This is a genomic window from Deinococcus aerolatus (genome assembly GCF_014647055.1).
Taxonomy (GTDB): Bacteria; Deinococcota; Deinococci; order Deinococcales; family Deinococcaceae; genus Deinococcus; species Deinococcus aerolatus.
In genome coordinates this window covers 1-20,542 of record NZ_BMOL01000015.1, presented here as the reverse complement: position 1 = coordinate 20,542, position 20,542 = coordinate 1, and the positions used below count along the sequence as shown (strand labels likewise).

General features: G+C 68.1%; 21 protein-coding genes and 1 tRNA gene. 14 read left to right on the top strand and 8 right to left on the bottom strand.

Going from position 1 to position 20,542, the window contains the following annotated elements; translation table 11 throughout:
• Positions 1–26 precede the first annotated feature (26 nt).
• The 4 genes from IEY31_RS14105 (at position 27) to IEY31_RS14090 (ending at position 4,148) form a co-directional block, all read left to right on the top strand.
• Positions 27–800, top strand: coding sequence for an ABC transporter ATP-binding protein (locus IEY31_RS14105; protein WP_188973088.1), 774 nt, complete (start codon positions 27–29; stop codon positions 798–800).
• Between the two features lie 43 nt (positions 801–843).
• The gene (locus IEY31_RS14100; RefSeq protein ID WP_188973086.1) at positions 844–2,535 is read left to right on the top strand and encodes a putative ABC transporter permease subunit; all 1,692 of its coding nucleotides are present in this window, start codon (positions 844–846) and stop codon (positions 2,533–2,535) included.
• Between the two features lie 33 nt (positions 2,536–2,568).
• On the top strand, positions 2,569–3,372 hold the full coding sequence (locus IEY31_RS14095; protein ID WP_188973084.1) for a hypothetical protein: 804 nt from the start codon (positions 2,569–2,571) through the stop codon (positions 3,370–3,372).
• Positions 3,373–3,521: 149 nt separating this feature from the next.
• Entirely contained in the window at positions 3,522–4,148 is a 627-nt protein-coding gene (locus IEY31_RS14090; RefSeq protein WP_188973082.1) for a hypothetical protein, read from the top strand.
• 76 nt (positions 4,149–4,224) lie between these two features.
• Here the strand turns inward: IEY31_RS14090 and IEY31_RS14085 are convergent, their stop codons facing one another.
• Positions 4,225–4,689 (bottom strand): SRPBCC family protein, encoded by a 465-nt coding sequence (locus IEY31_RS14085; protein ID WP_188973080.1) that lies wholly within the window; start codon positions 4,687–4,689, stop codon positions 4,225–4,227.
• Positions 4,690–4,887: 198 nt separating this feature from the next.
• On the opposite strand from IEY31_RS14085, the gene IEY31_RS14080 reads away from it, so the two are divergent.
• The 3 genes from IEY31_RS14080 to IEY31_RS14070 are packed head-to-tail and all read left to right on the top strand — an operon-like array spanning position 4,888 to position 7,281.
• A complete protein-coding gene (locus IEY31_RS14080) occupies positions 4,888–5,517 on the top strand; it encodes a nucleotidyltransferase family protein (RefSeq protein ID WP_188973078.1) in 630 nt (209 codons plus the stop codon).
• A 39-nt stretch (positions 5,518–5,556) separates the two neighbouring features.
• Positions 5,557–6,819, top strand: coding sequence for a class I SAM-dependent RNA methyltransferase (locus IEY31_RS14075; RefSeq protein ID WP_188973076.1), 1,263 nt, complete (start codon positions 5,557–5,559; stop codon positions 6,817–6,819).
• A gap of 57 nt (positions 6,820–6,876) precedes the next feature.
• Positions 6,877–7,281, top strand: coding sequence for a hypothetical protein (locus tag IEY31_RS14070; RefSeq protein WP_188973075.1), 405 nt, complete (start codon positions 6,877–6,879; stop codon positions 7,279–7,281).
• Positions 7,282–7,289: 8 nt separating this feature from the next.
• On the opposite strand, the gene IEY31_RS14065 is transcribed toward IEY31_RS14070, so the two are convergent.
• From IEY31_RS14065 to IEY31_RS14055, 3 genes are all read right to left on the bottom strand, one after another.
• Positions 7,290–7,766 carry a hypothetical protein gene (locus IEY31_RS14065; protein WP_188973073.1) on the bottom strand — a complete coding sequence of 159 codons (477 nt, stop codon included), beginning with the start codon at positions 7,764–7,766 and terminating at the stop codon, positions 7,290–7,292.
• A 179-nt stretch (positions 7,767–7,945) separates the two neighbouring features.
• The gene (locus IEY31_RS14060) at positions 7,946–8,815 is read right to left on the bottom strand and encodes an HAD family hydrolase (RefSeq protein WP_188973072.1); all 870 of its coding nucleotides are present in this window, start codon (positions 8,813–8,815) and stop codon (positions 7,946–7,948) included.
• Positions 8,816–8,825: 10 nt separating this feature from the next.
• Entirely contained in the window at positions 8,826–9,209 is a 384-nt protein-coding gene (locus IEY31_RS14055; RefSeq protein WP_188973071.1) for a 4'-phosphopantetheinyl transferase superfamily protein, read from the bottom strand.
• A 53-nt stretch (positions 9,210–9,262) separates the two neighbouring features.
• On the opposite strand from IEY31_RS14055, the gene IEY31_RS14050 reads away from it, so the two are divergent.
• Positions 9,263–9,964, top strand: a complete 702-nt coding sequence (locus tag IEY31_RS14050) for a HepT-like ribonuclease domain-containing protein (RefSeq protein WP_188973070.1) — start codon at positions 9,263–9,265, stop codon at positions 9,962–9,964.
• A gap of 31 nt (positions 9,965–9,995) precedes the next feature.
• Here the strand turns inward: IEY31_RS14050 and IEY31_RS14045 are convergent, their stop codons facing one another.
• The 3 genes from IEY31_RS14045 to IEY31_RS14035 all read right to left on the bottom strand — a co-directional run bounded on the left by IEY31_RS14045 (position 9,996) and on the right by IEY31_RS14035 (position 13,097).
• Entirely contained in the window at positions 9,996–10,943 is a 948-nt protein-coding gene (locus tag IEY31_RS14045) for an aldo/keto reductase (RefSeq protein ID WP_188973069.1), read from the bottom strand.
• A 115-nt stretch (positions 10,944–11,058) separates the two neighbouring features.
• On the bottom strand, positions 11,059–11,862 hold the full coding sequence (locus tag IEY31_RS14040) for an N-formylglutamate amidohydrolase (RefSeq protein ID WP_188973068.1): 804 nt from the start codon (positions 11,860–11,862) through the stop codon (positions 11,059–11,061).
• 137 nt (positions 11,863–11,999) lie between these two features.
• On the bottom strand, positions 12,000–13,097 hold the full coding sequence (locus IEY31_RS14035) for a BMP family lipoprotein (protein WP_188973067.1): 1,098 nt from the start codon (positions 13,095–13,097) through the stop codon (positions 12,000–12,002).
• Positions 13,098–13,308: 211 nt separating this feature from the next.
• On the opposite strand from IEY31_RS14035, the gene ligA reads away from it, so the two are divergent.
• From ligA to IEY31_RS14005, 6 genes are all read left to right on the top strand, one after another.
• Positions 13,309–15,429: an NAD-dependent DNA ligase LigA gene (gene ligA / locus IEY31_RS14030; protein ID WP_188973066.1), complete on the top strand. Its 2,121-nt coding sequence runs from the start codon at positions 13,309–13,311 to the stop codon at positions 15,427–15,429.
• Between the two features lie 203 nt (positions 15,430–15,632).
• Positions 15,633–16,022, top strand: coding sequence for an Asp23/Gls24 family envelope stress response protein (locus tag IEY31_RS14025; protein ID WP_188973065.1), 390 nt, complete (start codon positions 15,633–15,635; stop codon positions 16,020–16,022).
• Entirely contained in the window at positions 16,019–16,510 is a 492-nt protein-coding gene (gene nusB, locus IEY31_RS14020; RefSeq protein ID WP_188973064.1) for a transcription antitermination factor NusB, read from the top strand. Before IEY31_RS14025 ends, nusB begins: the two co-directional genes overlap by 4 nt.
• A complete protein-coding gene (locus IEY31_RS14015; RefSeq protein WP_188973063.1) occupies positions 16,507–17,391 on the top strand; it encodes a bifunctional 5,10-methylenetetrahydrofolate dehydrogenase/5,10-methenyltetrahydrofolate cyclohydrolase in 885 nt (294 codons plus the stop codon). The genes nusB and IEY31_RS14015 overlap by 4 nt, the downstream gene beginning before the upstream one ends.
• Positions 17,375–17,833 carry a divergent PAP2 family protein gene (locus IEY31_RS14010; protein ID WP_188973062.1) on the top strand — a complete coding sequence of 153 codons (459 nt, stop codon included), beginning with the start codon at positions 17,375–17,377 and terminating at the stop codon, positions 17,831–17,833. The genes IEY31_RS14015 and IEY31_RS14010 overlap by 17 nt, the downstream gene beginning before the upstream one ends.
• Before the next feature lie 152 nt (positions 17,834–17,985).
• Positions 17,986–18,060, top strand: a tRNA-Val gene (locus tag IEY31_RS14005).
• Positions 18,061–18,340: 280 nt separating this feature from the next.
• Here IEY31_RS14005 and IEY31_RS14000 read toward each other — a convergent pair.
• Positions 18,341–20,362, bottom strand: a complete 2,022-nt coding sequence (locus IEY31_RS14000) for an EAL domain-containing protein (protein ID WP_188973061.1) — start codon at positions 20,360–20,362, stop codon at positions 18,341–18,343.
• Positions 20,363–20,542 lie beyond the last annotated feature (180 nt).

Below are 20,542 nucleotides of genomic sequence, written 5' to 3'. Positions count from 1 at the left end.
ACACTCCGGTTCATGATCGGGCCCAGATGATCGAGGTCAGCCATTACAGCAAGCGCTACGGCGCGCATCAGGCGGTGCAGGACCTCAGCTTCACGGTGCCGCCGGGGGCCGTGTTCGGCCTGCTGGGCAGCAACGGGGCGGGGAAGACCACCACCATCCGCGCCCTGGTGGGTCTGACCCGCCCCACCTCCGGTACCGTGCGCGTGGCCGGCTATGACGTGTGGAAAGACCCGCTGAAGGCCAAGGCTGCCTTCGGCTACATCCCGGACCGTCCGTACCTGTACGGCAAGCTGACCGCCCGAGAGTTGCTGCGCTTCGTGGGGCAGCTGTACACAGTTGACGGGGCCGACGCCGAGATCGACCGCTGGCTGGCCCTGTTCCGGCTGGAAGACTTCGGCAACGAGCCCATCGAGACGTTCTCACATGGGATGAGGCAGAAGGTGGCGATCATCTCGGCCATGCTGCCCGATCCCGGCGTGCTGATCGTGGATGAGCCAATGGTGGGCCTGGACCCCCACGCCGCCCGACAGGTGCGCGAACTGCTGCGCGCCCACGCCGACCGGGGCCGCACCGTGCTGCTGACCACACACAGCCTGCCGCTGGCCGAGGCCGTGTGTGACCGGCTGGTGGTGCTGGACCGGGGGCGCGTGCTGGGCGAGGGCACGATGGACCAGTTGCGCGCCCGCACCGGCACCGAGGCCGGGGGCGTGCACGGCGACAGCCTGGAACGCATCTTCTTCCGCCTGGTCGAGGAGGAGCAGGAGGTGGCGCGGCAGCGGCGGGAAGGGGTGGCGGGATGAGGCAAACCCTGGCTGGCTTGACCGTGGTCATGCCCTGGACTGCATGACCACCCGCCCCGCCCCCACAGCCCAGCGTCTGCGCCCGCCCAGCCTGCTGAACCTCAAGCTGACTGCCCTGCGCCACACGCTCAGGCGGGGGCCGAAATGGGGCTACGCCTTCATCGCGGTGCTGGCCGTGCTGCTGGTCTGGGGCGAGGTCTACGGCACCTGGCGGGCGCTGAGTTTCCTGGGGACCTTCGGCAGCATCGGCACCAATGTCTTCGCCCGCGTGCTGGAAATCGGCCTGATCACCCTGTCGAGCGGCGTGACCTTCAGCGCCACCACCGCCGCCATCTCCACGCTGTACCTCAGCGAGGACCTGAACTTCCTGCTGACCCAGCCGATTAAAACCTGGCGCGTCTTTGCCCTGAAGGTCACCGAGACGTTTCTGAACACGGCCCTGGTGCCCACCCTCCTGACCCTTCCGCTGCTGCTGACCCTGGGCGTGTACTTCCACGCGCCCCCGTGGGCCTACCCGCTGATGGCGTTGACGGCCCTGCTGACCTTTGCCGCCCCGGTGGGCCTGGGCGCGCTGCTGGCGGTGGGGTTGATGCGCTTTGCCCCGGTGGGCCGCGTGCGCGAGGTCAGCACCGGCCTGGGCGTGCTGATCAGCGCCGCGCTGGTCTACGCCGTCCGTGCCCTGCGCCCCGAGGTGCTGATCCAGAAGATGCAGGACCCGGCGCAGTTTGAGACGCTGCTGAAGAACTTCGCCAGTCCGGGGAGCCCGTTCCTGCCGCCGGTGTGGGCTTCCCAGGGAATCTGGGGCGCGGCACAGGGCCGGCTGGAGCCCGCGCTGCTGCCGCTGCTGCTGCTGACCGCTGGACTGCTGGCCGCCGCCACCGCCCTGGCCACCCGCGCCTACCAGGACGGCTGGGCGCGGGCGCTGGATTCCAGCACGCCCCGGCTGGACCCGTCGCCCCGGCGGGCCTCCCCGGCCGAACGCCTGTTTGCCCGCCTTGGCCCCGCCGGCAGCCTCGCGTACAAGGACCTGCGCGTGACTCTGCGCGATCCGACCCAGTGGAGCCAGTTGCTCGTGGTGGTGGCGCTGGCCGGGGTGTATCTGGTCAGCGTGCGGGCCGTGCCGATTCCGGTGCCGCAGTTCCGGGGCATTCTGGGCTATGTGCAGCTGGCCTTCCAGGGCTTCATCGTCTCGGGCGTGGCGGTGCGGCTGGCCTTTCCCGCCGTCAGCACCGAGGCCAAGGCGTACTGGCTGCTGAGAACCAGCCCGATCAGCGCCCGGCAGATTGTGCTGAGCAAGTTCTGCGGCGTGCTGCCGGTCACGCTCACGCTGGGGCTGGTCCTGAGCGTGGCCAGCGCCCTGAGCATGGATCTGGGGCCGACGCTGCTGCTCCTGAGCGTGCTGGTCAGCGTCAGCAACGCCTTCGTGATCACCGCGCTGGGCGTGGGCCTGGGCGCGGCGGCCCCCAGGTTTGACGCCGACAACCCGGCGGAAATCGGCGTCAGTCCCGGCGGGCTGGCCTTTATGGGCCTGAGTCTGGCGTACTCGGTGCTGTGCCTGGGGCTGCTGGCACGTCCGGCGGCGGGCAGCGTGCTGCGGCCCGATCTGTTTCCCGGACTGTCGGCCCTGGGCACCCCCGAGGGCGTGCTGGGGCTGGTCGGTCTGGGTGTGGCAACAGTGCTGGGGGCGTGGCTCAGCCTGCGGCTGGGCTGGCGGCGGCTGGACGCGCTGGAATAGCGCCGCTGCGTCAGGGCGCATAATTGCCCCCATATGGCGGACGACATCGACAGACATGAGCGCCGGGCCGCACGTCGTGCCAGGCGCAGGGACGATCCATTCACCGAGGTGGGCAGTACGTTGCTTGCGCTCCTTGCCCTGAGCCTGATCTTCGGCGAGACGGTGGTGAGTGTGGTTCTGCTGGGATGCGTCGTTCTGCTCACGGCGCTGTATTTCATCTCGGCTCAGGCGCAGCGGGGGCTGGCTATTTTGTTCACTCTGCCGAGCTTTAGACGGGTGTTCCGGTTGGTGATCCCTGTGTTCGCGGTGGCCGGCATTTTCGCCGACGACGAGCCGTTGCCTATGATTCTGGTGTTGATAGCGGCAGCGCTGGCCCTGGCCGTCGCCATGCTGACGGTTCGCAATGCACATTCCCCTGCCGCTGAAGTCAAAGACGTTCCTGCTCCCGCTGCCGTTCCCGCGTTGCCCGCCCAGTCCAGCGGCGAGACCATCTCCGAGATTGACATCCGCGCGCTGTGCCGGGGGCTGCCGCCCGCCGTGGCCGGACAGGTCTTTGCCACGGTGGAGCATCTGGAAACAGTGGCCGCCGAGGCAAGGAGGAGTGGCGACACCCGCCGCTCCTATGACGCCCGGCAGGGCCTGACCGACTACCTGCCCAACACGGTCAACGCCTGGAAAGCCCAGGCCGAGGACCAGCGTGATCTGGGCGAACTGACGCGGGCGCTGGAACAGGTGCGCGAGATCGCGGGAGTGGACGACGCGGGCGGCGAGGCTGGGCGGCGGGCCTGGGAGACGCAGCGGCGGTTCCTGGCCTCGCGCAAGGGCGAAAAGGACTGAGCCGTAGACGGTGACTGCAGCGCTGACATGCATCCCTGGCACTTTTGGGTGACGTTCTCTGCTGCCCGCCTCCGGTATAAGGGGGAGACGTTGTTGTTCTCTCCCGCCCCTCTGTTTATCTGCCCAGATGTTCTGCCCAAGGAGGACGCATGACCCGCCGCCGCCCCAATTTCAAGACCCTGCTGCGCGTGACCCGTGCGCTCAAAGAACCTGCCGCCAGTGCCGAGGAGGGCGGCTCCCTGACCGACGCGGCCCGCCGCGCCGCCCGCAGTGCCCTGAACGATCCGCGCGTGCAGGGCGCTGCCGGGCTGATGCGTGACCGGGCCGAGGCGGTGCGCCTGCGTGTGGGCGAGGGCGCGGACCGCAGCCTGGAACGCCTGATCGGCGAGTCCAACGCCCGCCGGGGGGGCGGCACGCCGCAGGAGGTGGCCGCATTGCTGGAGGGGCGACGCCGCGAACGCGACGCCCGCACCCACCGCGCCCTGGCCCGTCAGGAACTGCTGGGCCGCGCCGAGAACGCCGAGCAGCGCCGGATCCTGACGCTGCTGGCCGGGGCCACCGTGTGGGCAGGCGGCACCCTGGAAGCGGGACCGCTGCGCTACACGGCCGTGCTGGACCGGCTGGCCCCCAGCGGCAGCGCCGAGGCCGAGATGGCCATTCACCGCGCCCTGTGGACGCTGGCCGAACGGCGCGTGCTGGCGGTGTCGCCCCACGGCGTCGTGACCGCGGTGCAACTGCTGGAGCAGGGGCGGGCGGCGCTGCCGCAGGCCGACTGAGCAGTGAACAGAAAAGCGGGCAGTGAACAGAAAAGCGGGAGGCGCAGACTGGCCTCCCGCTTCTTTTTGCCGTGCCCTACGCCAGAGTCCCGCCGGCGGCGCTCATCGCCGTGCCCATGTTCTCGAAGGTCTTCTCGATCAGCTTCTTGGCCTGGACATCCAGCATGCGCCCGCCCACCGAGGCTACCGGGCCGCGCATGCTGGCCTCGCCGGTCCAGTCCAGGGTGGTGGTGCCGTCGCCGTTGTCCACCACGTTCGCGCCTGCCGTCAGGTCCACCACGCTGCCCAGGCCGCCGCCGCGCACGTTGACGTTCACGCGCCCGGCGTCCTGGTCAGGCAGCACCTCGATCTTGAACTTGAACTTGCCGCGCACCATGCCCACGCCCACCTGCACGGTGGCCTCCATGTGGTTGGCGTCCTGCACCACGACTTCCTGCACGTCGGGCAGGCAGCGGGCCACCCGTTCGGGGTCCTGCACGAAGGCCCACACCACGGCGGGGGCGGCTTTGACCTGTTCCTGACCTGAGTAATTGAGTTTCATGGGACACGCTCCTTGAGAGGCGACGGGACAGACAGGGGGTGGGGCAGTGCCCCCGATTGACAGTGCCCCCCGATTGTAGGCGGACGTGGCGGCGCGGGCGATGAACGAACCGCCCGGCTTCCTTGCGAGAAGGACGGACCGCCCTACAGGTGGGCAGGAGGTGGTGCGCGGCGGTGTGCTGTCGACTACCATGCCCGCATGCTTCCCGAACCCCGGCGCGTCGCGGGCGTCCTGCTGGCGGCGGGCCGCAGCACCCGCATGGGCCGCCCCAAACAACTGGCAGTGCTGGGCGGGCACCCGCTGTGCCTGTACGCAGCGCAGGCGCTGGCCGGGGTGTATGCCCCGCTGCTGGCGGTCATCCCTCCCGGCGAGGTGGGCGAGGGCGTCCGCGCCGCGCTGGCGGGGCTGCCGTTCGCATTTGCCGTCAATCCGCATCCAGAACGGGGGCTGGCCTCGTCGTTCCGGGTGGCTGCCGCGCACCTGCCTCCCGGCCTGGACGGGGCGGCCTTTGCCCTGGCGGACATGCCGCTGGTTGGGGGAGCCCAGCACGCGGCGCTGCTCTCGGCCTTTCAGGCGACGAACGCCCCGGTCGTGATGGCGGCCTACGGGGAGGGCGACGGCGCCGTGCGTGCGCCGCCGCATCTGCTGCGGGCCCACCTTCTGCCCCACCTGCTGACCCTGCCCGACGCGGACCACGGGCCCCGTCGGGTGATCGCGGCGCAGGGCAGGGCCGCGCTGACACTGAATGTTCCCGCCGCCCTGCTGCTGGATGTGGACACGCCGGAGGGGCTGGCGCAGGCCGAGGCCGCCCTGAAGGAGAGGGGCTGAACGGTTGGTGCCGCCGAGCCGCGCTACCCTGGGGGCGTGATGTCTGAAGCTGCCCCCCAACCTGAAGTGTTAACCCTGACGATAGAGAAACTCGTGGCCGGGGGTCTGGGGCTGTCCCGCGACGAGGGCGGCGTGGTGCTGGTGCGCGGCGCGCTGCCCGGCGAACGCGTGCGGGCCAGCGTGCGTGCGGGCCGGGGCGTGCGGCAGGGCGTGACCCTGGAGGTGCTGGACGCCAGCCCGGACCGGGTGGACGGCCCGCGGCTGCCCACCGCCGATCTGGCCCACGCCTCCTACGCCGCGCAGCTGCGCTACAAGCGCGACTTCGTGCAAGAGGCGCTGAGCCGCATTGCCAAGCTGGAGCACCCGGTGAACGAGACCGTGCCCAGCCCCAGCGAGTGGCACTACCGCAACACCGCGCAGTATCTGGTCACGCCCGCGGGGCTGGCCTACCGCGAGCGGCGCGGCAACGATCCGCTGGTGGTGGGCGAGGACCCGCTGGTCATGGAGGCCATCTCGGCGGTCGTGAGCAAGATTGACCCGGTTCATCTGGACCCCGCCACCGAGGTGGCCTTCCGCGCCAGCGCCCTGACCGGTGAGGTGGTGGCCGCCCTGATCGGGGCCGGCGAGCCGCGCGTGTTCCTGCGCGCCAGCGATCACCTGATGGACGCCGGGGTGGTGGGCGTCTCACTCGCGCAGCCGGCCGGCCGCCGCTTCAGCGCGGGCGTGCGCCTGATCGCCGGCGAGGCCGACGTGCGCGAACAGTTCGGGCGCGTGCAGGTCAGCGTGAGCGCCACCGGCTTCGCGCAGGTCAACCCGGCGGCGGCGGGGCTGGCGTATCTGCGGGCCGCCGAGCTGGCCGGCAAGGGCGAGCACGCCGTTGACCTGTACGGCGGCGCGGGCGCGATTGGCCGGCACCTGGCCCCCAACTTCCGGCGCGTCACGGTGCTGGACGCCTCGCCCGAGGCCCTGGCGCGTGGTCGGCAGGACGTGGCCGAGAGTGTCGCGGCGGGCGGGGCAGAGGCCAACGTCACGTACCGCGACGGCGACGCCGCCCGCTTCAGCGAACTGGGCACCGACGTGATCGTGGTGGACCCCCCGCGTGCCGGGCTGGAGGAAGGGGCGCGCGTGCACATCGATTCCAGCACGGCGGACCGGCTGGTGTACATCTCCTGCGATCCAGCCACCTGGGCACGCGACGTGGGTGACCTGACCCGGCGCGGCTGGAAGCTGGGCGAGGTCACGCCGCACGACTTCTACCCGCAGACCAGCCACATCGAGATCGTCAGCGTGCTGAACCGCTGAGCCTTCCCAGACCGAACCTTCACCAGCCTCTGGCCTCGCTGCGTTAGTGTGGGCGGCATGAAAGCGGGTTTCCTGGCTCTGCCCCTGCTGCTTGGCAGCTGCCGGAGCCCCGAGCCGGACCCCGGAGTGGCGCGGCAACTGGCCGCCCTGAGCAGCCGTATCGCTGCCCTGGAAACCGAGGTCGCCGACCTGAAGACCGGGCAGCGGGTCCGGGGCGCAGCCAACGCCGGGGACGTGACAGCGCGCGCCGCCGCCCAGAACTGCGCCATTGCGCTGGCCCGCACGCTGGAACTGTTCCGGCAGAGCAGCCTGGGCAACCGCTACCCCACGCCGGCGCTGGTGGTTCTGCCGGATGCCTGCGAGGGCCAGCGCGTGGGCTGGAAGAAACTGGAGGCCCAGCAGTACACCTTCGCTGTGACCAACGGCGACGGCGAGGTTCTGGCGCAGCAGAGCGGGCCATAAGCTGACGGTCAGTGACCCAGTGCCACCGGGTCATCGGTGCGTTCCTCTTCCAGCAGCACGCCGAATGTGGTGACCCGGTCGCCCGTGAAGCCCATTACAAAGGCCCAGACCTGATCGGGAAACTTCTCGTAGATGGCGCTGCGGACGTAGACCGCCTCGTTGCCCTGCATGAAGGTCCGCTCGCGCACCAGTTTCGTTTCCCGGCCGTACTGCTCGATGCCCGTCTTGCGGAAGGTCGTGAAGCCGTCCAGCGTGCCCCACTGCCCTTGCACGGCCGGCGTGAAGGAGTTCCACAGCCGCTCCAGCCGGAGCGCCAGAAACTCGGTCATCAGCGCCCGCCCACGCGTGAAGGCGGCCTGCTCAGCCGGGGTCCGGGTGGCCGCAGCCGCCGGAGGGCGGGGAGGAGCAGCGGTTGTGCCCTGCGCCAGCGCCGACGGGCTCAGCACCAGCAGGGCGAGGGCCACCATCAGCAGTGTGGGGTTCATGCCCCAGCCTAAGCTGCGCGGGCGCCGTGCGATGTCAGATGAAAGGCAATCTGTCTTCTCTGGCTCCAGAGTATGGCCGGGCGACGGGGTGATGAGGCAGTGGATGGGGCTGAAGACTGGCGGGCGGCTGGTGCGGCCCTGTGCGCCGACCCGGACTGCGCCCTCGGTCACCCGCTGGACTACGAGCCGGACGCCGATGGGGCGGAGGCCACGCCTGGAGCGGTGGTGGCGGGCGCGGTCTGGGAGAGCAGTCGCTCGATCACCGCTGCCACCCCGTCCTCCGCGTTGCTGAGGGTCACTTCATCTGCGGCTTCCAGCGCTTCGTGCTCCGCGTTGGCCATCGCCACGCCGCGCCCGGCCCAGGCCAGCATCTCGGCGTCGTTGGGGGCGTCCCCGAAGGCCAGCACCTCGGACGGGGCGATGCCCAGGGTCCCGCACAGCCGCGCCAGCCCCCACGCCTTGCTGACCCCCTCGGCCAGCACCTCCAGAAACGGAGCGCCGCTGTGGGTCACGGCGTGGCCTCCCAGGTTCAGGGCCTGAACCTCCTGCAGCAGTTCGCGCGGGGTCAGCGCCGGGTGGCGCACGATCAGCTTCAGGCTCGGCTCGGCCAGCACCTCATCCAGCAGGAAGCTGCCCATGTCGCCGGGCTCGCGGTGGTGGTCCCCGAATCCGGCGATGTCGGCGTAACCCGTCTGGGCCACGAAGCCCTCGCCGCCCTGCCGAACGCTGACGAACAGCACGCCGGGAACGCGTTCGGCCAGAGCCACGGCCAGGGCACGCTGCGCCGCCGCCGTCACATGCGCCTCGAACAGCACTTCCCCGGTGCCCAGGTGAACGCCGTGGGCGCCGTTGCCGCACAGCGCCCACCCTGCAAACCCTGCGGCCTGTGCGATTTGTTGAACCCCACGCGGTTGCCGCGCCGTGACCGGAACCGTCAGGATGCCCGCCACCCGCGCCGCGTCCAGCGCCCGGCGGGTGCGCGGGCTGACGCTCAGGTCCGGACGCAGCAGCGTGCCGTCCAGATCGGTCGCAATCAGGCGAATGGGCATGGCGGTCAGGTTAGCGCTCCTCCAGCACCACCACCGCTGAGGCGTGTTCTTTCGTGTGCGTTAGCGTCAGGTGGGCCACCCAGCCGCGTTCCTGCATCTCGGCGTCAATGTCGGGGCCAAAGGCTAGAAAAGGCCGCGTGAAGGGAAAGGGGCCGTCCGGCGTGGCCTCCCGCACCACCCACACGTCGCGCCAGCCGTGGGGCCGGGGCCAGACCTTCTGAAAGGCTTCCTTGGCGGCGAAGCGGGCCGCCAGGCTGGGGGCCGGGTCACTCAGGCGGGCGCAGTACGCCAGTTCTGCGGGAGCAAACAGCCGTTCGGCGCGTGGCCCCTCGCGCTCCAGCATGCGGCGGATGCGCGAGATCTCGATCAGGTCATGGCCCACGGCGACGATCATGACCGTGATGCTAGTGCGTGGCCTGCCCCCTGGGCCGCTATGCTCGGGCGGTGATGCCTGAGCAGACCCTCTTTCCCGACACCAGCCTGCAGGAGGTGGCCCGCGTCATTCGCTCCGTGCAGGGCCAGTGGCGCCGCATGGGCGTGTCGCGCGTGCGGATTTTTGGTTCGGTGGCGCGCGGCGAGGCCACGGACCTGTCAGACGTGGACCTTCTGGTGGATTTCGACATCGAGGCGGGCCTGCTGGACCTGATGCACGTCAAGGACCTGTTCGAGGACACCCTGCGCCGCCGTATCGACGTCCTGACCGAGGGCGGCCTGAAACCGCAGCTGCGCCGCGAGATTCTCAGTGACGCGGTGGACGTGCTGGACGTGCCGCGCCATCCGCAGACCACCTTCCGGCGCAAGCGCTGGCGCTGGCGGCTCTATGACGTACTGGACGCCCTGGACCGCGTGCGCGAGTACACGGCGGACCACACACTGGACAGCTTTCTTGACGACGAGCGCACCCGCGACGCTGTGCTGCGCAACCTTGCGCGGCTGGGCGAGACGACCAAGTTCATCCCGCAGAGCGTGGAGGACCGCCACCCGCAGGTGCCGTGGGCCTATCTGCGCGACATCCGCAATCTGGTGGCGCACGATTATTTCGGCATTGATCCGGTGCTGGTGTGGCACACGGCCACGTCGGAACTGGTCAACATCCGGCCCAGTCTGCAGAAGGTGGCGGACGGCGGAAAGGAGGAGCGGGCCAGCTGAAGGGGCCAGCCCCCTCTTCCCGATCCTGGCCTCAGTTCCAGGCCAGCCGCGCCCGCGTCTGCCAGTAGGCCTCCGGCGACTCGGCCAGGCCTGCCAGCGCGGAGAAGTCGCCCGTCAGCGTCAGCGCCCGCAGGTTGCCCTCCAGCTGCTCCGAGGTGGTCGCGCCGCTCAGCACCACGTCGGCCCACGGCTGGGCCAGTGCGGCGGCCAGGGCCACGGCGTCGGGACCAGCGTTCAGTTCGTGGCCTACCTGGGCCAGCGCGGGCGGAAGGTCAGCGCGTCCGGTCAACCTGCCGTTGGCCACCGCCTCCTTGACCACCACAGACCAGCCTGCCGCATGGGCCTCCGCCAGGGCCGCCCCGACCGACGGCTCCAGCACGTTCCAGGTGGCCTGCACGGCGCTGAAGGGGTTGACCCCGTCCACCGTGACCTCCAGGGCCCGCCGCACCGTGTGGGCCTGCCCTGGTCCGCTGGTGGACAGACCCACGCGCACGCCGGCGCCGGCCAGTTCGGCCAGCCGTGACAGCACCCGCCGGTTTTCCAGGACGCCCGTCTCCAGCGTCGCGGAGTGGATCAGGTAGAGGTCCGGGGCGCGGCCCAGGGCCGCCAGGGTTTCGGGCCATTGCCGCTCCAGCGTGTCCAGATCATGGCTCTTGACCTCGTGCGTGTCGGCGTCGGTACGCCAGTCCGCGACGTAGGTGTAGCCCCACTTGCTGCCGACGGTTGCCGTGTGACCGCGTGCGCGCAGCCAGTCGCCCAGAAAGACCTCGGCGCGGCCATAGCTGCGGGCCGCGTCGAAGTAGCGGATGCCGGCAGCCCAGGCGGTGTCCAGTACGTGCCAGGCGTGGATCTGCATGGCCTGGGGGGTCTTGTCTGTCAGGTCATCTCCGTGGCCCAGATTGATGTAGCCGGGCCGGCCCAGGGCGGCCAGGCCCAACCCCAGGCGGGGAGCGTGCGGAGGGAGCAGAGGAGAAGTCATGTCCTTACCCTGGCACATTCGCCCAGGGTCACAGCCAGTTCGGGATTCACAATCAGGTCAAGCGGCCCGGCGGCCAGCGCCGGCGACTTGTCCTGAACAGGCCTGGACAGGCGGCTCAGCCCACCAGGGCCAGCGCCGCGTCTGCGAACACCGCGAAAGCCGCGTTTATCCCCCGCATGGCGCTGTCTACCGGCTGTCCGTCCCTGAGATGCAGGCCCGCGTTGAACTCGATGCCGAAAGCCGGAACGCCGCTGCGCCGGCTGTGGTTCAGGCTCAGGGTGTCGGTGCTCCACGGCTCGCCGATGGTCACGCGCTCAAAGGCGCTGGCGGCGATCACGCTCTCAAAAGCATGCTCGGCAGCAGCCTTCAGGGCCGCCCACCGGTCGTGCGGAAAGGTGGGGGCGTCTGGTGTGCCGGGCATCAGGCAAATGGCAGGGCGCGGCGTGCCGGTGTCCTGGCCCAGCCGGGGACCGTGGGGGGCCATGCTGTGGCCCACGATCATCAGCCGTGCGCCGGAAAGTTCTGCAGCCACCGCCGCGTCGAAGGTGTCCCAGATGCGCCGCAGGCGTCCTTCGCGTTCATCTTCCGGAATCTGGGTGTCGGGCGGATACAGCGGCTGACGGTCAAAATCGGTGGCCTTGATCACGCCGTTGTCCACGCGGTCCACGCGGTCGCGGTTGAGGTCCACGGCAAAGCGGCTCCAGGGCGCCTGGACATGCCGCGCGCCGGGCAGCGAGTACAGCAGGTCCGTGTAGGCGTCCCCGTCCAGAAAGAGGCGCCGCAGAAACGCCTCGCGCTTCGGGGTGTCGAACATGTCGTCCCCCAGCATCTGCCGCAGGATCTGTGCCGGGAGCTGCCCGGACGGGTGGGGCGTGACGATCACAAGCTGATCGCGCAGAGGCGGGGGGCGGTCTGTCATGCCCTCAGAATGGCACGCCCTGGAGACTGGCCGGCAGGGCGGTGCAGAGCAAAAAGCCGGCACAGAAAGACAGTACAAAAAGTCAACACAACAAGAAGGCGGCCCACGCGGGACCGCCCTCTGAGAAGGGATGAGGCTTACTTGGTGGGGACCTTGATCTTGCCGCTGATGATCTGGCCCTTGATGCCTTCCACCTTGGCCACCTGGGTGCTGGTGATCAGGGCCTTGTTGTACTGGTCGACAGCGTAGCCCACGCCGCCGTCCTTCAGGCCGAAGACGCGCGAGCCCGCCTTGAACTTGTCGTCCTTGACGTCGCTGATCAGCTGGTAGACCGCGTTGTCTACCCGCTTGACCATGCTGGTCAGGCCGTGGTTCATGGTGGCGGGGTTCTTGTCAAAGTCGCCCAGGTAGTTCTGGTTGCTGTCCACGCCGATAAAGAACATGGGGCGGGTGTTGCCGGCGCAGGCCTTGGTGTAGGCCGCGCTCTTCTTGACGGCCTTGAAGTTGTCGGTGGTGAACTTCACGCCGCTCGGCAGGCTGCCGGCCTTGAGGCACTGGGTCTGCTTGACGTAGTCGATCACGCCGTTGCCTGAGGCGCCGGCGGCGGCGAAGATGATGTCCGCGCCCTTGGCCCGCATGCTGCCGGCGATTTCCTTGGCCTTGCTGGGGTTGTTCCAGGCGTCGGGGGTGGTGCCCACGTACTGCGCGATCACGCGCGCCTTGGGGTTGGCGGCCTTGACGCCTGCGGTGTAGCCGGCTTCAAACTTGTGGATCAGGGGAATGTCCATACCGCCGACGAAGCCCACCACACCGGTCGAGCTGTTCATGGCCGCGAGGTAGCCCACGAGGTAGCTGCCCTCCTGCTCGGAGAAGGTCAGGCTGGCGACGTTCTTCTCGGCGGAAATGTCGTCGACCAGACCGAAGTACAGATCGGGGTTTTCCTTGGCGACCTGGCTGATGCTGGCGTTGTTGGCAAAGCCCACGCCAATGGTCAGGTCAAAGCCCTCGTTGGCAAACGAGCGCACGCCCTGAATCACCTGGCTGGGATCGCTGGGCTCAAAGTCCTTGACCTGCACGCCCAGCTTCTTGGCGGCGCGCTGGCTGCCCTCGTAGGCGCTCTGGTTGAAGCTCTTGTCGAATTTGCCGCCCGCGTCGTAGGCCAGGCCCACGCGCATGGCCTGCGCGCCAGCAAGAGAAACGGATACGGCCAGGGCCAGGGTCAGAAATTTCTTCATGGTGAATCCTCCAGTTTGGGGCTGTGCCTAGACAGCAGGCATGTGGGTTGCTTGAACACAGTATACGAAAACTGCGCCGTCATCTGAACACGCCGCGGTGACCTGCACCTGATGGGGGTACGAGGAGTGCGGCAGGCGGGCGTCGGTGCGGGCGGAGCGCGGGCATCATTTCGCCTCCAGCTGAACCGGACGCAGGTGCTACGCTTTTGGCATGGATCAGGCCGAGTTTGCGCCCCTTGAGAACGGGCCCAGTGAGTGTGACCCCAGTGAGAACGGCCCCGGTGGGTATGGGGATTATCTGGCGCTGAGCGCCGAGATTGCCCGCCACAACCGCGCCTACCACGAGCAGGACGCGCCCACCATTCCCGACAGTGAATACGACGCGCTGGTGAGGCGCCTGCGTGGCCTGGAGGCTGCCAACCCCGGATGGGCTGCCCAGGCCGCGCAGCAGCTGGGGGCGGACACCAGCCCCGCGCAGGCGGTGGGCGGCGCTCCCAGCACGGCCTTCCAGCCGGTGAGCCATCCCACCCCGATGACCAGCCTGGACAACGCCTTCGACGACGCTGAACTCAGTGACTGGCGCGAGAAGCTGGCCCGCTCACTGAACCTGCCGCCCGAGCACGACGATTTCGTGTTTACCGGGGAGCTGAAGGTCGACGGCCTGAGTGTGAATCTGTATTACAAGGGCGGGCAGTTGCAGTGGGCCGCCACGCGCGGCAACGGCTCAGTTGGCGAGCTCGTGACCGCGCAGGTGGCGACGGTGCCGGGCATTCCCACCGTGCTGAAAAACCTGACCGGCGAGCTGCCAGGTGGTGAGATAGAGGTGCGCGGCGAGGTCTACATGAGCCGGGCAGACTTTGCCGCCTACAACGCGCAGGCCGAGGAACTGGGCACCCCGCTGCTGAAGAACCCCCGCAACGGCGCGGCGGGTGCCCTGCGCCAGAAAGACCCGGAAGTAACGCGCACCCGCAACCTCAAGGCCGTCTTTTACGCGCTGGGCAAACGCGACGGCGTCCCCGCCACCACCCAAGGCGAGGTGCTGGCCTGGCTGAACGCCCAGGGCTTTTCCATCAGCCGCTACAGCGAGCAGCTGGCTGGGATTGACGCCGCCGCCGACTACCACGCCCGCATGACCGCCCAGCGTCAGTCCTTCGAGTTCGACGCCGACGGCACGGTGTTCAAACTCGATTCCCTGAGACTTCAGGAGGAGGCGGGATTCACCAGCCGCGCTCCACGCTGGGCGATTGCCTACAAGTTCCCGGTGGAGGAGGTGGAGACGGTGCTGGGGAGCATCAGCGTGAACGTGGGCCGCACCGGCAAGCTGACGCCACTGGCGCATCTCTCGCCCCGCCTGATCGAGGGCAGCACCGTCAGCAAGGCCACCCTGCACAACGAGGATTTCGTGCGGGATCTGGATCTGCGCGTCGGGGATACGGTGGTGGTCCGCAAGTCCGGCGGCGTGATTCCGCAGATCATGCGCGTGGTCAAGGAAAAACGCCCGTCAGATGCGCAGCCCTTCGTCTTTCCCGATACCTGTCCGGAGTGCGGCCAGCCGGTCACGCGCGATCCCGAGGATGCCAACACGTACTGCACCAACCCGGCCTGCCCGGCGCAGACCTACAAACTCGTGGAGTACTTTGTCTCGCGCGGCGCGATGGACATTGCGGGGGTGGGCAGCAAGCTGATCGCGCAGTTGCTGACATCGGGCCTGATCCACGACGCGGCCGACCTGTACGCTCTGGACGCCGGGACGCTGGCCGGGCTGGAGCGCGGCGGCGAGAAGAAGGCCGGGAACATTCTGGCCGAGCTGGAGGCCAGCAAGACCCGCCCGCTGTGGCGCCTGATCAACGCGCTGGGCCTGGACCACGTGGGCGAGCGCAATGCCAGGGCGCTGGCCGGGGCCTTTGGCACGCTGGACGCGCTGATGGCCGCCACCCCCGAGCAGATCGAGGCCGTGCCGGGCCTGGGCAAGGTGATCGGCGCGAGCGTGGCGGTGGCCCTGAAAACCGACAGTTACGTCACGCTGCTGAACAAACTGAAGGCGGCAGGCGTCAATCCGCAGGCGGAGGAGGTCCGGCGCGGCGAACAGTTGCGCGGGCTGAATTTCGTCATCACCGGCAGCCTGGGCCGCCCGCGCGACGCCATCAAGGCCGAGCTGGAGGCCGCCGGGGGCCGAGTGACCGGCAGCGTGACCGGCAAGACCTCCTACCTGATTGCCGGGGAGGACGCCGGCAGCAAGCTGACCCGCGCGCAGGAACTGGGGGTGGACGTGCTGGACGAGGCCGGGCTGGCGGCCCTGCTGGCCGAAAAAGGGGTGGAAGAGCAGGGGTAGAGGAGACAGGCGCGGCCTGAGAAGCTGGACAACCGGACGTGCAGCGGCGGGGCAAGCCTCATCTGCCCGCCCCGCCGCCGTTCCCTGAAGATGTGAGAGGGCCTCCTTCGCCGCCCGTCCCGCGCGTTACTGCCCACAACCCTCTAAACTGTCGCGTACTGGCGCGGCGCACCACTCGGCCCGCGCGCGGAGGCATTCCCATCATGGCAAGCAACCCAACTCAGTCCAACACCCCCAGTTCCGAAGTCGAGATCAGCAAGAGCGTCCTGATGGACATCGCCGCCACCACCATCACCGGCATCGAGGGCACCGAGGTCGCCTCCGCGCCGCTGAATATGGGCGAGGTGCTGCGCAACCAGAGCAGCGCCCGCAAACCCCGCGCCCTGCGGGTGACCCGCGACGGCGGCAGCGTCAGTGTGGACGTGGGCCTGAACGTGGATTTCGGGCAGAATCTGATGGGCGTGTCCCAGCAGGTGCAGCGCGCCGTGTGCGAGAACATTGAGCTGATGACCGGCCTGAAGGTCCGGGCCGTCAACGTCACCGTTCAGGGCGTGTGCGTTCCCGCCGCGCCCGCCGTTCGGGGGCTGTCTTGACCCGCCGCCGGGACAAGGCCGTCCAGCCGGTCGGTACCCGCCGCGCCGCCCGCGAATTTGCCTTCCGCGTGCTGTTCGAGGCGGACCGGGGTGACCTGCCGCTGGACACGGTGTTTACCCGCAGCGAGGGCCAGATGCGCGACGGCGACGACACCTTCCCGCGCCTGAACGAGGAGGCCCTGACCTTCGCCCGCGAGCTGGTGGACGGCATCGGAGCGCGCCGCGCCGAGATCGACGAGACGCTGCACCGCACCATCCGTGGTTGGAGCTTCGGGCAGATGGCCCAGACGGACCTGAACGTGCTGCGGCTGGCCACCTTCGAGATGGGCCACACCGCCGAGCCCCACCCCCCGGTGATCGAGAGCGCCGTACGCATCGCCCGCAAGTTCGGGGGTGATGATTCCGGACGTTTCGTGAACGGCGTGCTGGCGGGCCTGAGCCGCAGCATGAAGACCGCGCTCGCCGGACCGCAGGCGGAGCAGGAGTGACCGCACGGGTGCTGGCGGGGCCGCCCGCGGCCGAGGTGCTGTTGCAAGACGCCGCAGCGCGGGCCAGTCGCCTGCCAGCCCAGCCCAGCCTGGTCATCGTGCGCGTGGGGGACGATCCCGCCAGCGTCAGCTACGTGCGCGGCAAGGCGCGCAAGGCCGGCGAGGTGGGCCTGCGCGGCACCGTTCACGCGCTGCCAGAGGCCACCTCCCAGGCCGACCTGCTGGCCGTGATCGACAGTCTGAACCGCGACGATGACGTGAACGGCATCCTGGTGCAGCTGCCGCTGCCCGCGCATATCGCCGAGATGGCCGTGCTGCACGCCATCGACCCGCGCAAGGATGTGGACGGCTTCCACCCCCTGAACGTGGGGGAGCTGTGGGCCGCCCGGCCGGCGCTGACGCCCTGCACCCCGGCCGGGATCATGTTCCTGCTGAAGCACTACGGGATTGCGGTGGCCGGCGTGCGGGCCGTGATCGTGGGCCGCAGCCATCTGGTGGGCCGCCCGCTGGCCGCGCTGCTGCTCAACGCCGACGCCACCGTGACCGTGGCCCACAGCCGCACCCACGGGCTGCCCAGCGTGACCCGTGAGGCGGATCTCCTGATTGCGGCCGCCGGCTGCCCCGGGCTGATCACGCCGGAGATGGTCAAGCCCGGGGCTACTGTGATCGACGTGGGCATCAACCGCGTGCCGGGAGCCGGGGGCCGCAGCCATCTGGTGGGCGATGTTCACCCGGACGTCTCTGGCGTGGCCGGGGCGCTGACCCCGGTGCCGGGCGGCGTCGGTCCCATGACCGTGGCGCAGCTGCTGGCGAACACCGTGCGGGCCGCCGAATTGCAGCATCATCTGCGTTCCGAGGGTGCCGGTGAACTCGTTCGCTGAGCTGCTGAGCAACCGCTGGCTGTGGACGGCCATCCTGGCCTCCACCAGCGCGCAGCTCATCAAGGTTTTTCTGATTCTGCTGATCGAGCGGCGCTGGCGGCCTGCGGCCTTTATGGAAACGGGTGGCATGCCCAGCAGCCACAGCGCCATGGTGGCCGCCCTGAACACCGGCGTCGGCCTGTCCGAGGGCGTGGGCAGCGCGGCCTTTGCCGTCAGCGCCGTTTTCGGCATGATCGTCATGTATGACGCGACGGGCGTACGCCACGCCAGCGGCCAGCAGGGCGCCCTGCTTAACGAGCTGATCAGCGAACTGCGTGACGTGGTGCGTGCGGGCTTCGCGCCGCTGCCAGTGCGGGTGTTGCTGGGCCATACCTATCTGGAAGTGCTGATGGGCATCCTTCTGGGTATCGGCGCGGGCTTTCTGGCCTTCCGGGTGCTGTAACTCCCGTGGACAGGCGGCGCGGCAGTCAGGAGATGCGGGGTGGGGAAGGGAATCACCCGCGTGCCGCCTGTGGAAGCCTGCCCCACAGGCGGGCTACTGTCCCGGACCCCTTGAACCTTTCCGCCTGACCCCGTAGCATAGGCCCCCGGTGTGGGCGGTTAGCTCAGCGGTAGAGCGTTCGCCTTACAAGCGAGTGGTCGTAGGTTCAAATCCTATACCGCCCACCAACAAAAAGTCCCGCCTAGCGCGGGGTTTTCTATTTGTGGTCGGCGGTTAGAGGGTTCGTTTTCGGCCTTCCGGTGTAGTAGCGGTGTAGTAGTGCGTCGAAACGTATTGGACAAACGTTGCGTGCGTGAGGCCAACTGTCCTGGCCCCCAACTTTCGGGCCGCCCTTTCCTGCGGTGGCCCCAAAGTTTGGACGGTTTCGACTAGAGACCCGGCTCAACGTGAGCCGATCCCATAAACCTGTCCGCGTTCAGGTCAGGAGCGGCTCACTGGGGTTGTCGGCTACTGAGTGAAGTTGTCCAGTACTGGGGGCATGACGTCAAAATTCGTGCCGGGCCGTCCCAGTAGATACCCCTGCGCCGCCAGCAGATGCCCGTGCGCTACGTCGGCCCCCATCGATGTCCCGTTTCTCAGCATGTCCGCCGTCTCGATACCCTCGATGATCACGCGCACGCCGGTCACCCGGGCATACGCCATGATGGCGGCCAGGACACCGTTGGTAACGGTATCCATGGGCGCGGCGCTGACCACGCTGCGGTCAATCTTGACGAAGTCCACGTGCAACTGCCGCAGCATCTCAAGTCCAGCGTTGCCAGCGCCAACGTCGTCGAGGGCCAGTCGGAAGCCAGCGTCCCGCAGCAACTTTGCCTGATGAAGCACAGCAGACATGTGTCCAACGCTCCGTTCCGTGACCTCGAGAACGATCTGGCCCGGATGCAAGCCTGCTGCGTTCACGGCGGCCAGCAGCCGGGGCGCGAGTGGCGTCTCCTGGTCAAGCGTCTGCGGGGTGAGGTTCAAAAACAGCAGGGCGCCGGCGGGGAGACCGTGGCAGCGCTTCAGGGTGCTTGACCAACATAAGTCGTCCAGCGCGAGGCTGCGGTTCAGGCGGGCCGCAAGGTCGAACAGTTCCTGTGGTCCGGCAAAGCCTGAGCCGGCTGCCGGCCTCGCCAGGGCCTCGAAGCCGAGGAGTGTCACCGTACTTTGGTCGTCAGGTGGGCAACTCCAGATTGGCTGGAAAGCGATGTCCATGTGGCCAGCCATCAACAGGTTGCGGAACGAAACAACCTGGTCGTGGCCTGTCAGCGTTGCCCGATCGGCGATGGACTGAAAGGTCACGATCCGGTCGCGGCCTTGCCGCTTGGCCTCATAGAGCGCCTGATCGGCCTGCTGCTGCAGGTCATCGGGACTGCTGATTGCCTGACTTGCCGACATGAGCCCCACGCTGAGGGTGGGCAGCTGTTCGTGCCTGAGCGTGGCGGATAGGCTGTTCAGCAGCGGCATAGCCCGATCCCCGTCGCCTGGCATCAGCAGCGCGAATTCGTCGCCACCCACACGGTAGGCATGTCCCGGGAACTGTGCGGTCAGGATCCGGCCAAGGTCGATCAGCGTCTGATCGCCTCGCAGGTGACCGTACCTGTCGTTGATCAGCTTGAATTCGTCGATATCCAGTCGCGCCAGCGTGAAGCCTTGGCCGCCAGATGTCATGCGCTGCATCATCTCCCCAAGTGCCTCCTGGAAGGCGCGGTGATTGCCCAATGCGGTCAAGCTGTCGGTCGTCGCCTCAGTCTTCAGGTGGGCCATGGCTTGTGAGGTCACTTCATCAAGGCGGGTCTGCTGCAGTTGGAACTTGAACCAGAAGTAGCACATTACACACAGCCCAAGGATGAAGACCAACGGCGTGACCACCACCAAGGCCTTCTGGATCCACATCAGCTGGCGAACATGCTGCTTGGCCACCATATTGTGCGCGACAGAGGCCTTGTTGACCTCCTCCTGAAGCGTATCGAACATGGGATCGATCAGCCCGGTGTCCACTGCCGTCTGTCGGGCCAGATCGTGAGCGTCCACCGCAGGGAAGAGCTGCGTATGAACCGCGTCCAGGTACTGCTTGTGCAACCGTAGGATGCCGTCGATCTGGCGCTGTTCGTCTGGCACCACCTCAGATCGGAGGGTCTTCAGGATCGAAACCAGAGCCGCGCCCGCGTCCGTGTGACGCTGCAGGACTGCGGCCGACGGCTCCAGGCGGTACTTGCGCTCCAGGGACTCCTCAGCGCCAACCTGATAGCGTGCCGCCTGGTAATGGTCGCTCTGCTGCACGCTGTTCCAGGCCTTGCTGGTCAGTTGCTGGGTTTCCACCGTGGCCAGGATGGCGAACAGCGCCAAAGGCAGGAAGGTCAGGATCAGGATTGCGGTAATGCGCTGACGTTCGGGGCGTAGAAGATGGGTCGTCCATTTGTGGATGAGCCTGAGCCGGGGAGCGGCCAGTTCAGGAATTGTCCCTTTAAGAAGGAAAGTGAAGGCCACCTATTCAGCATCTTGTATCCTGACTCACAACTTCCTTAAATTTCCCCTTGTGGCAAACTCATGAATGAGTCTGAGGTCAGTGCCAGACACCTTGCACGTGCCGGACTATGAGTCATACGGATTCCGTTTAAACAGGTATACTCGAGGCATCAGAAAAGTCATTTTTCAACACACTGCTGA

Excerpts from the sequence above, each read along its gene's own strand:
- IEY31_RS14105 (WP_188973088.1), top strand. The coding sequence starts at position 27 with ATGATCGAGGTCAGCCATTACAGCAAGCGCTACGGCGCGCATCAGGCG.
- IEY31_RS14100 (WP_188973086.1), top strand. The coding sequence starts at position 844 with ATGACCACCCGCCCCGCCCCCACAGCCCAGCGTCTGCGCCCGCCCAGC.
- IEY31_RS14095 (WP_188973084.1), top strand. The coding sequence starts at position 2,569 with ATGGCGGACGACATCGACAGACATGAGCGCCGGGCCGCACGTCGTGCC.
- IEY31_RS14090 (WP_188973082.1), top strand. The coding sequence starts at position 3,522 with ATGACCCGCCGCCGCCCCAATTTCAAGACCCTGCTGCGCGTGACCCGT.
- IEY31_RS14085 (WP_188973080.1), bottom strand. The coding sequence starts at position 4,689 with ATGAAACTCAATTACTCAGGTCAGGAACAGGTCAAAGCCGCCCCCGCC.
- IEY31_RS14080 (WP_188973078.1), top strand. The coding sequence starts at position 4,888 with ATGCTTCCCGAACCCCGGCGCGTCGCGGGCGTCCTGCTGGCGGCGGGC.
- IEY31_RS14075 (WP_188973076.1), top strand. The coding sequence starts at position 5,557 with ATGTCTGAAGCTGCCCCCCAACCTGAAGTGTTAACCCTGACGATAGAG.
- IEY31_RS14070 (WP_188973075.1), top strand. The coding sequence starts at position 6,877 with ATGAAAGCGGGTTTCCTGGCTCTGCCCCTGCTGCTTGGCAGCTGCCGG.
- IEY31_RS14065 (WP_188973073.1), bottom strand. The coding sequence starts at position 7,766 with ATGAACCCCACACTGCTGATGGTGGCCCTCGCCCTGCTGGTGCTGAGC.
- IEY31_RS14060 (WP_188973072.1), bottom strand. The coding sequence starts at position 8,815 with ATGCCCATTCGCCTGATTGCGACCGATCTGGACGGCACGCTGCTGCGT.
- IEY31_RS14055 (WP_188973071.1), bottom strand. The coding sequence starts at position 9,209 with ATGATCGTCGCCGTGGGCCATGACCTGATCGAGATCTCGCGCATCCGC.
- IEY31_RS14050 (WP_188973070.1), top strand. The coding sequence starts at position 9,263 with ATGCCTGAGCAGACCCTCTTTCCCGACACCAGCCTGCAGGAGGTGGCC.
- IEY31_RS14045 (WP_188973069.1), bottom strand. The coding sequence starts at position 10,943 with ATGACTTCTCCTCTGCTCCCTCCGCACGCTCCCCGCCTGGGGTTGGGC.
- IEY31_RS14040 (WP_188973068.1), bottom strand. The coding sequence starts at position 11,862 with ATGACAGACCGCCCCCCGCCTCTGCGCGATCAGCTTGTGATCGTCACG.
- IEY31_RS14035 (WP_188973067.1), bottom strand. The coding sequence starts at position 13,097 with ATGAAGAAATTTCTGACCCTGGCCCTGGCCGTATCCGTTTCTCTTGCT.
- ligA (WP_188973066.1), top strand. The coding sequence starts at position 13,309 with ATGGATCAGGCCGAGTTTGCGCCCCTTGAGAACGGGCCCAGTGAGTGT.
- IEY31_RS14025 (WP_188973065.1), top strand. The coding sequence starts at position 15,633 with ATGGCAAGCAACCCAACTCAGTCCAACACCCCCAGTTCCGAAGTCGAG.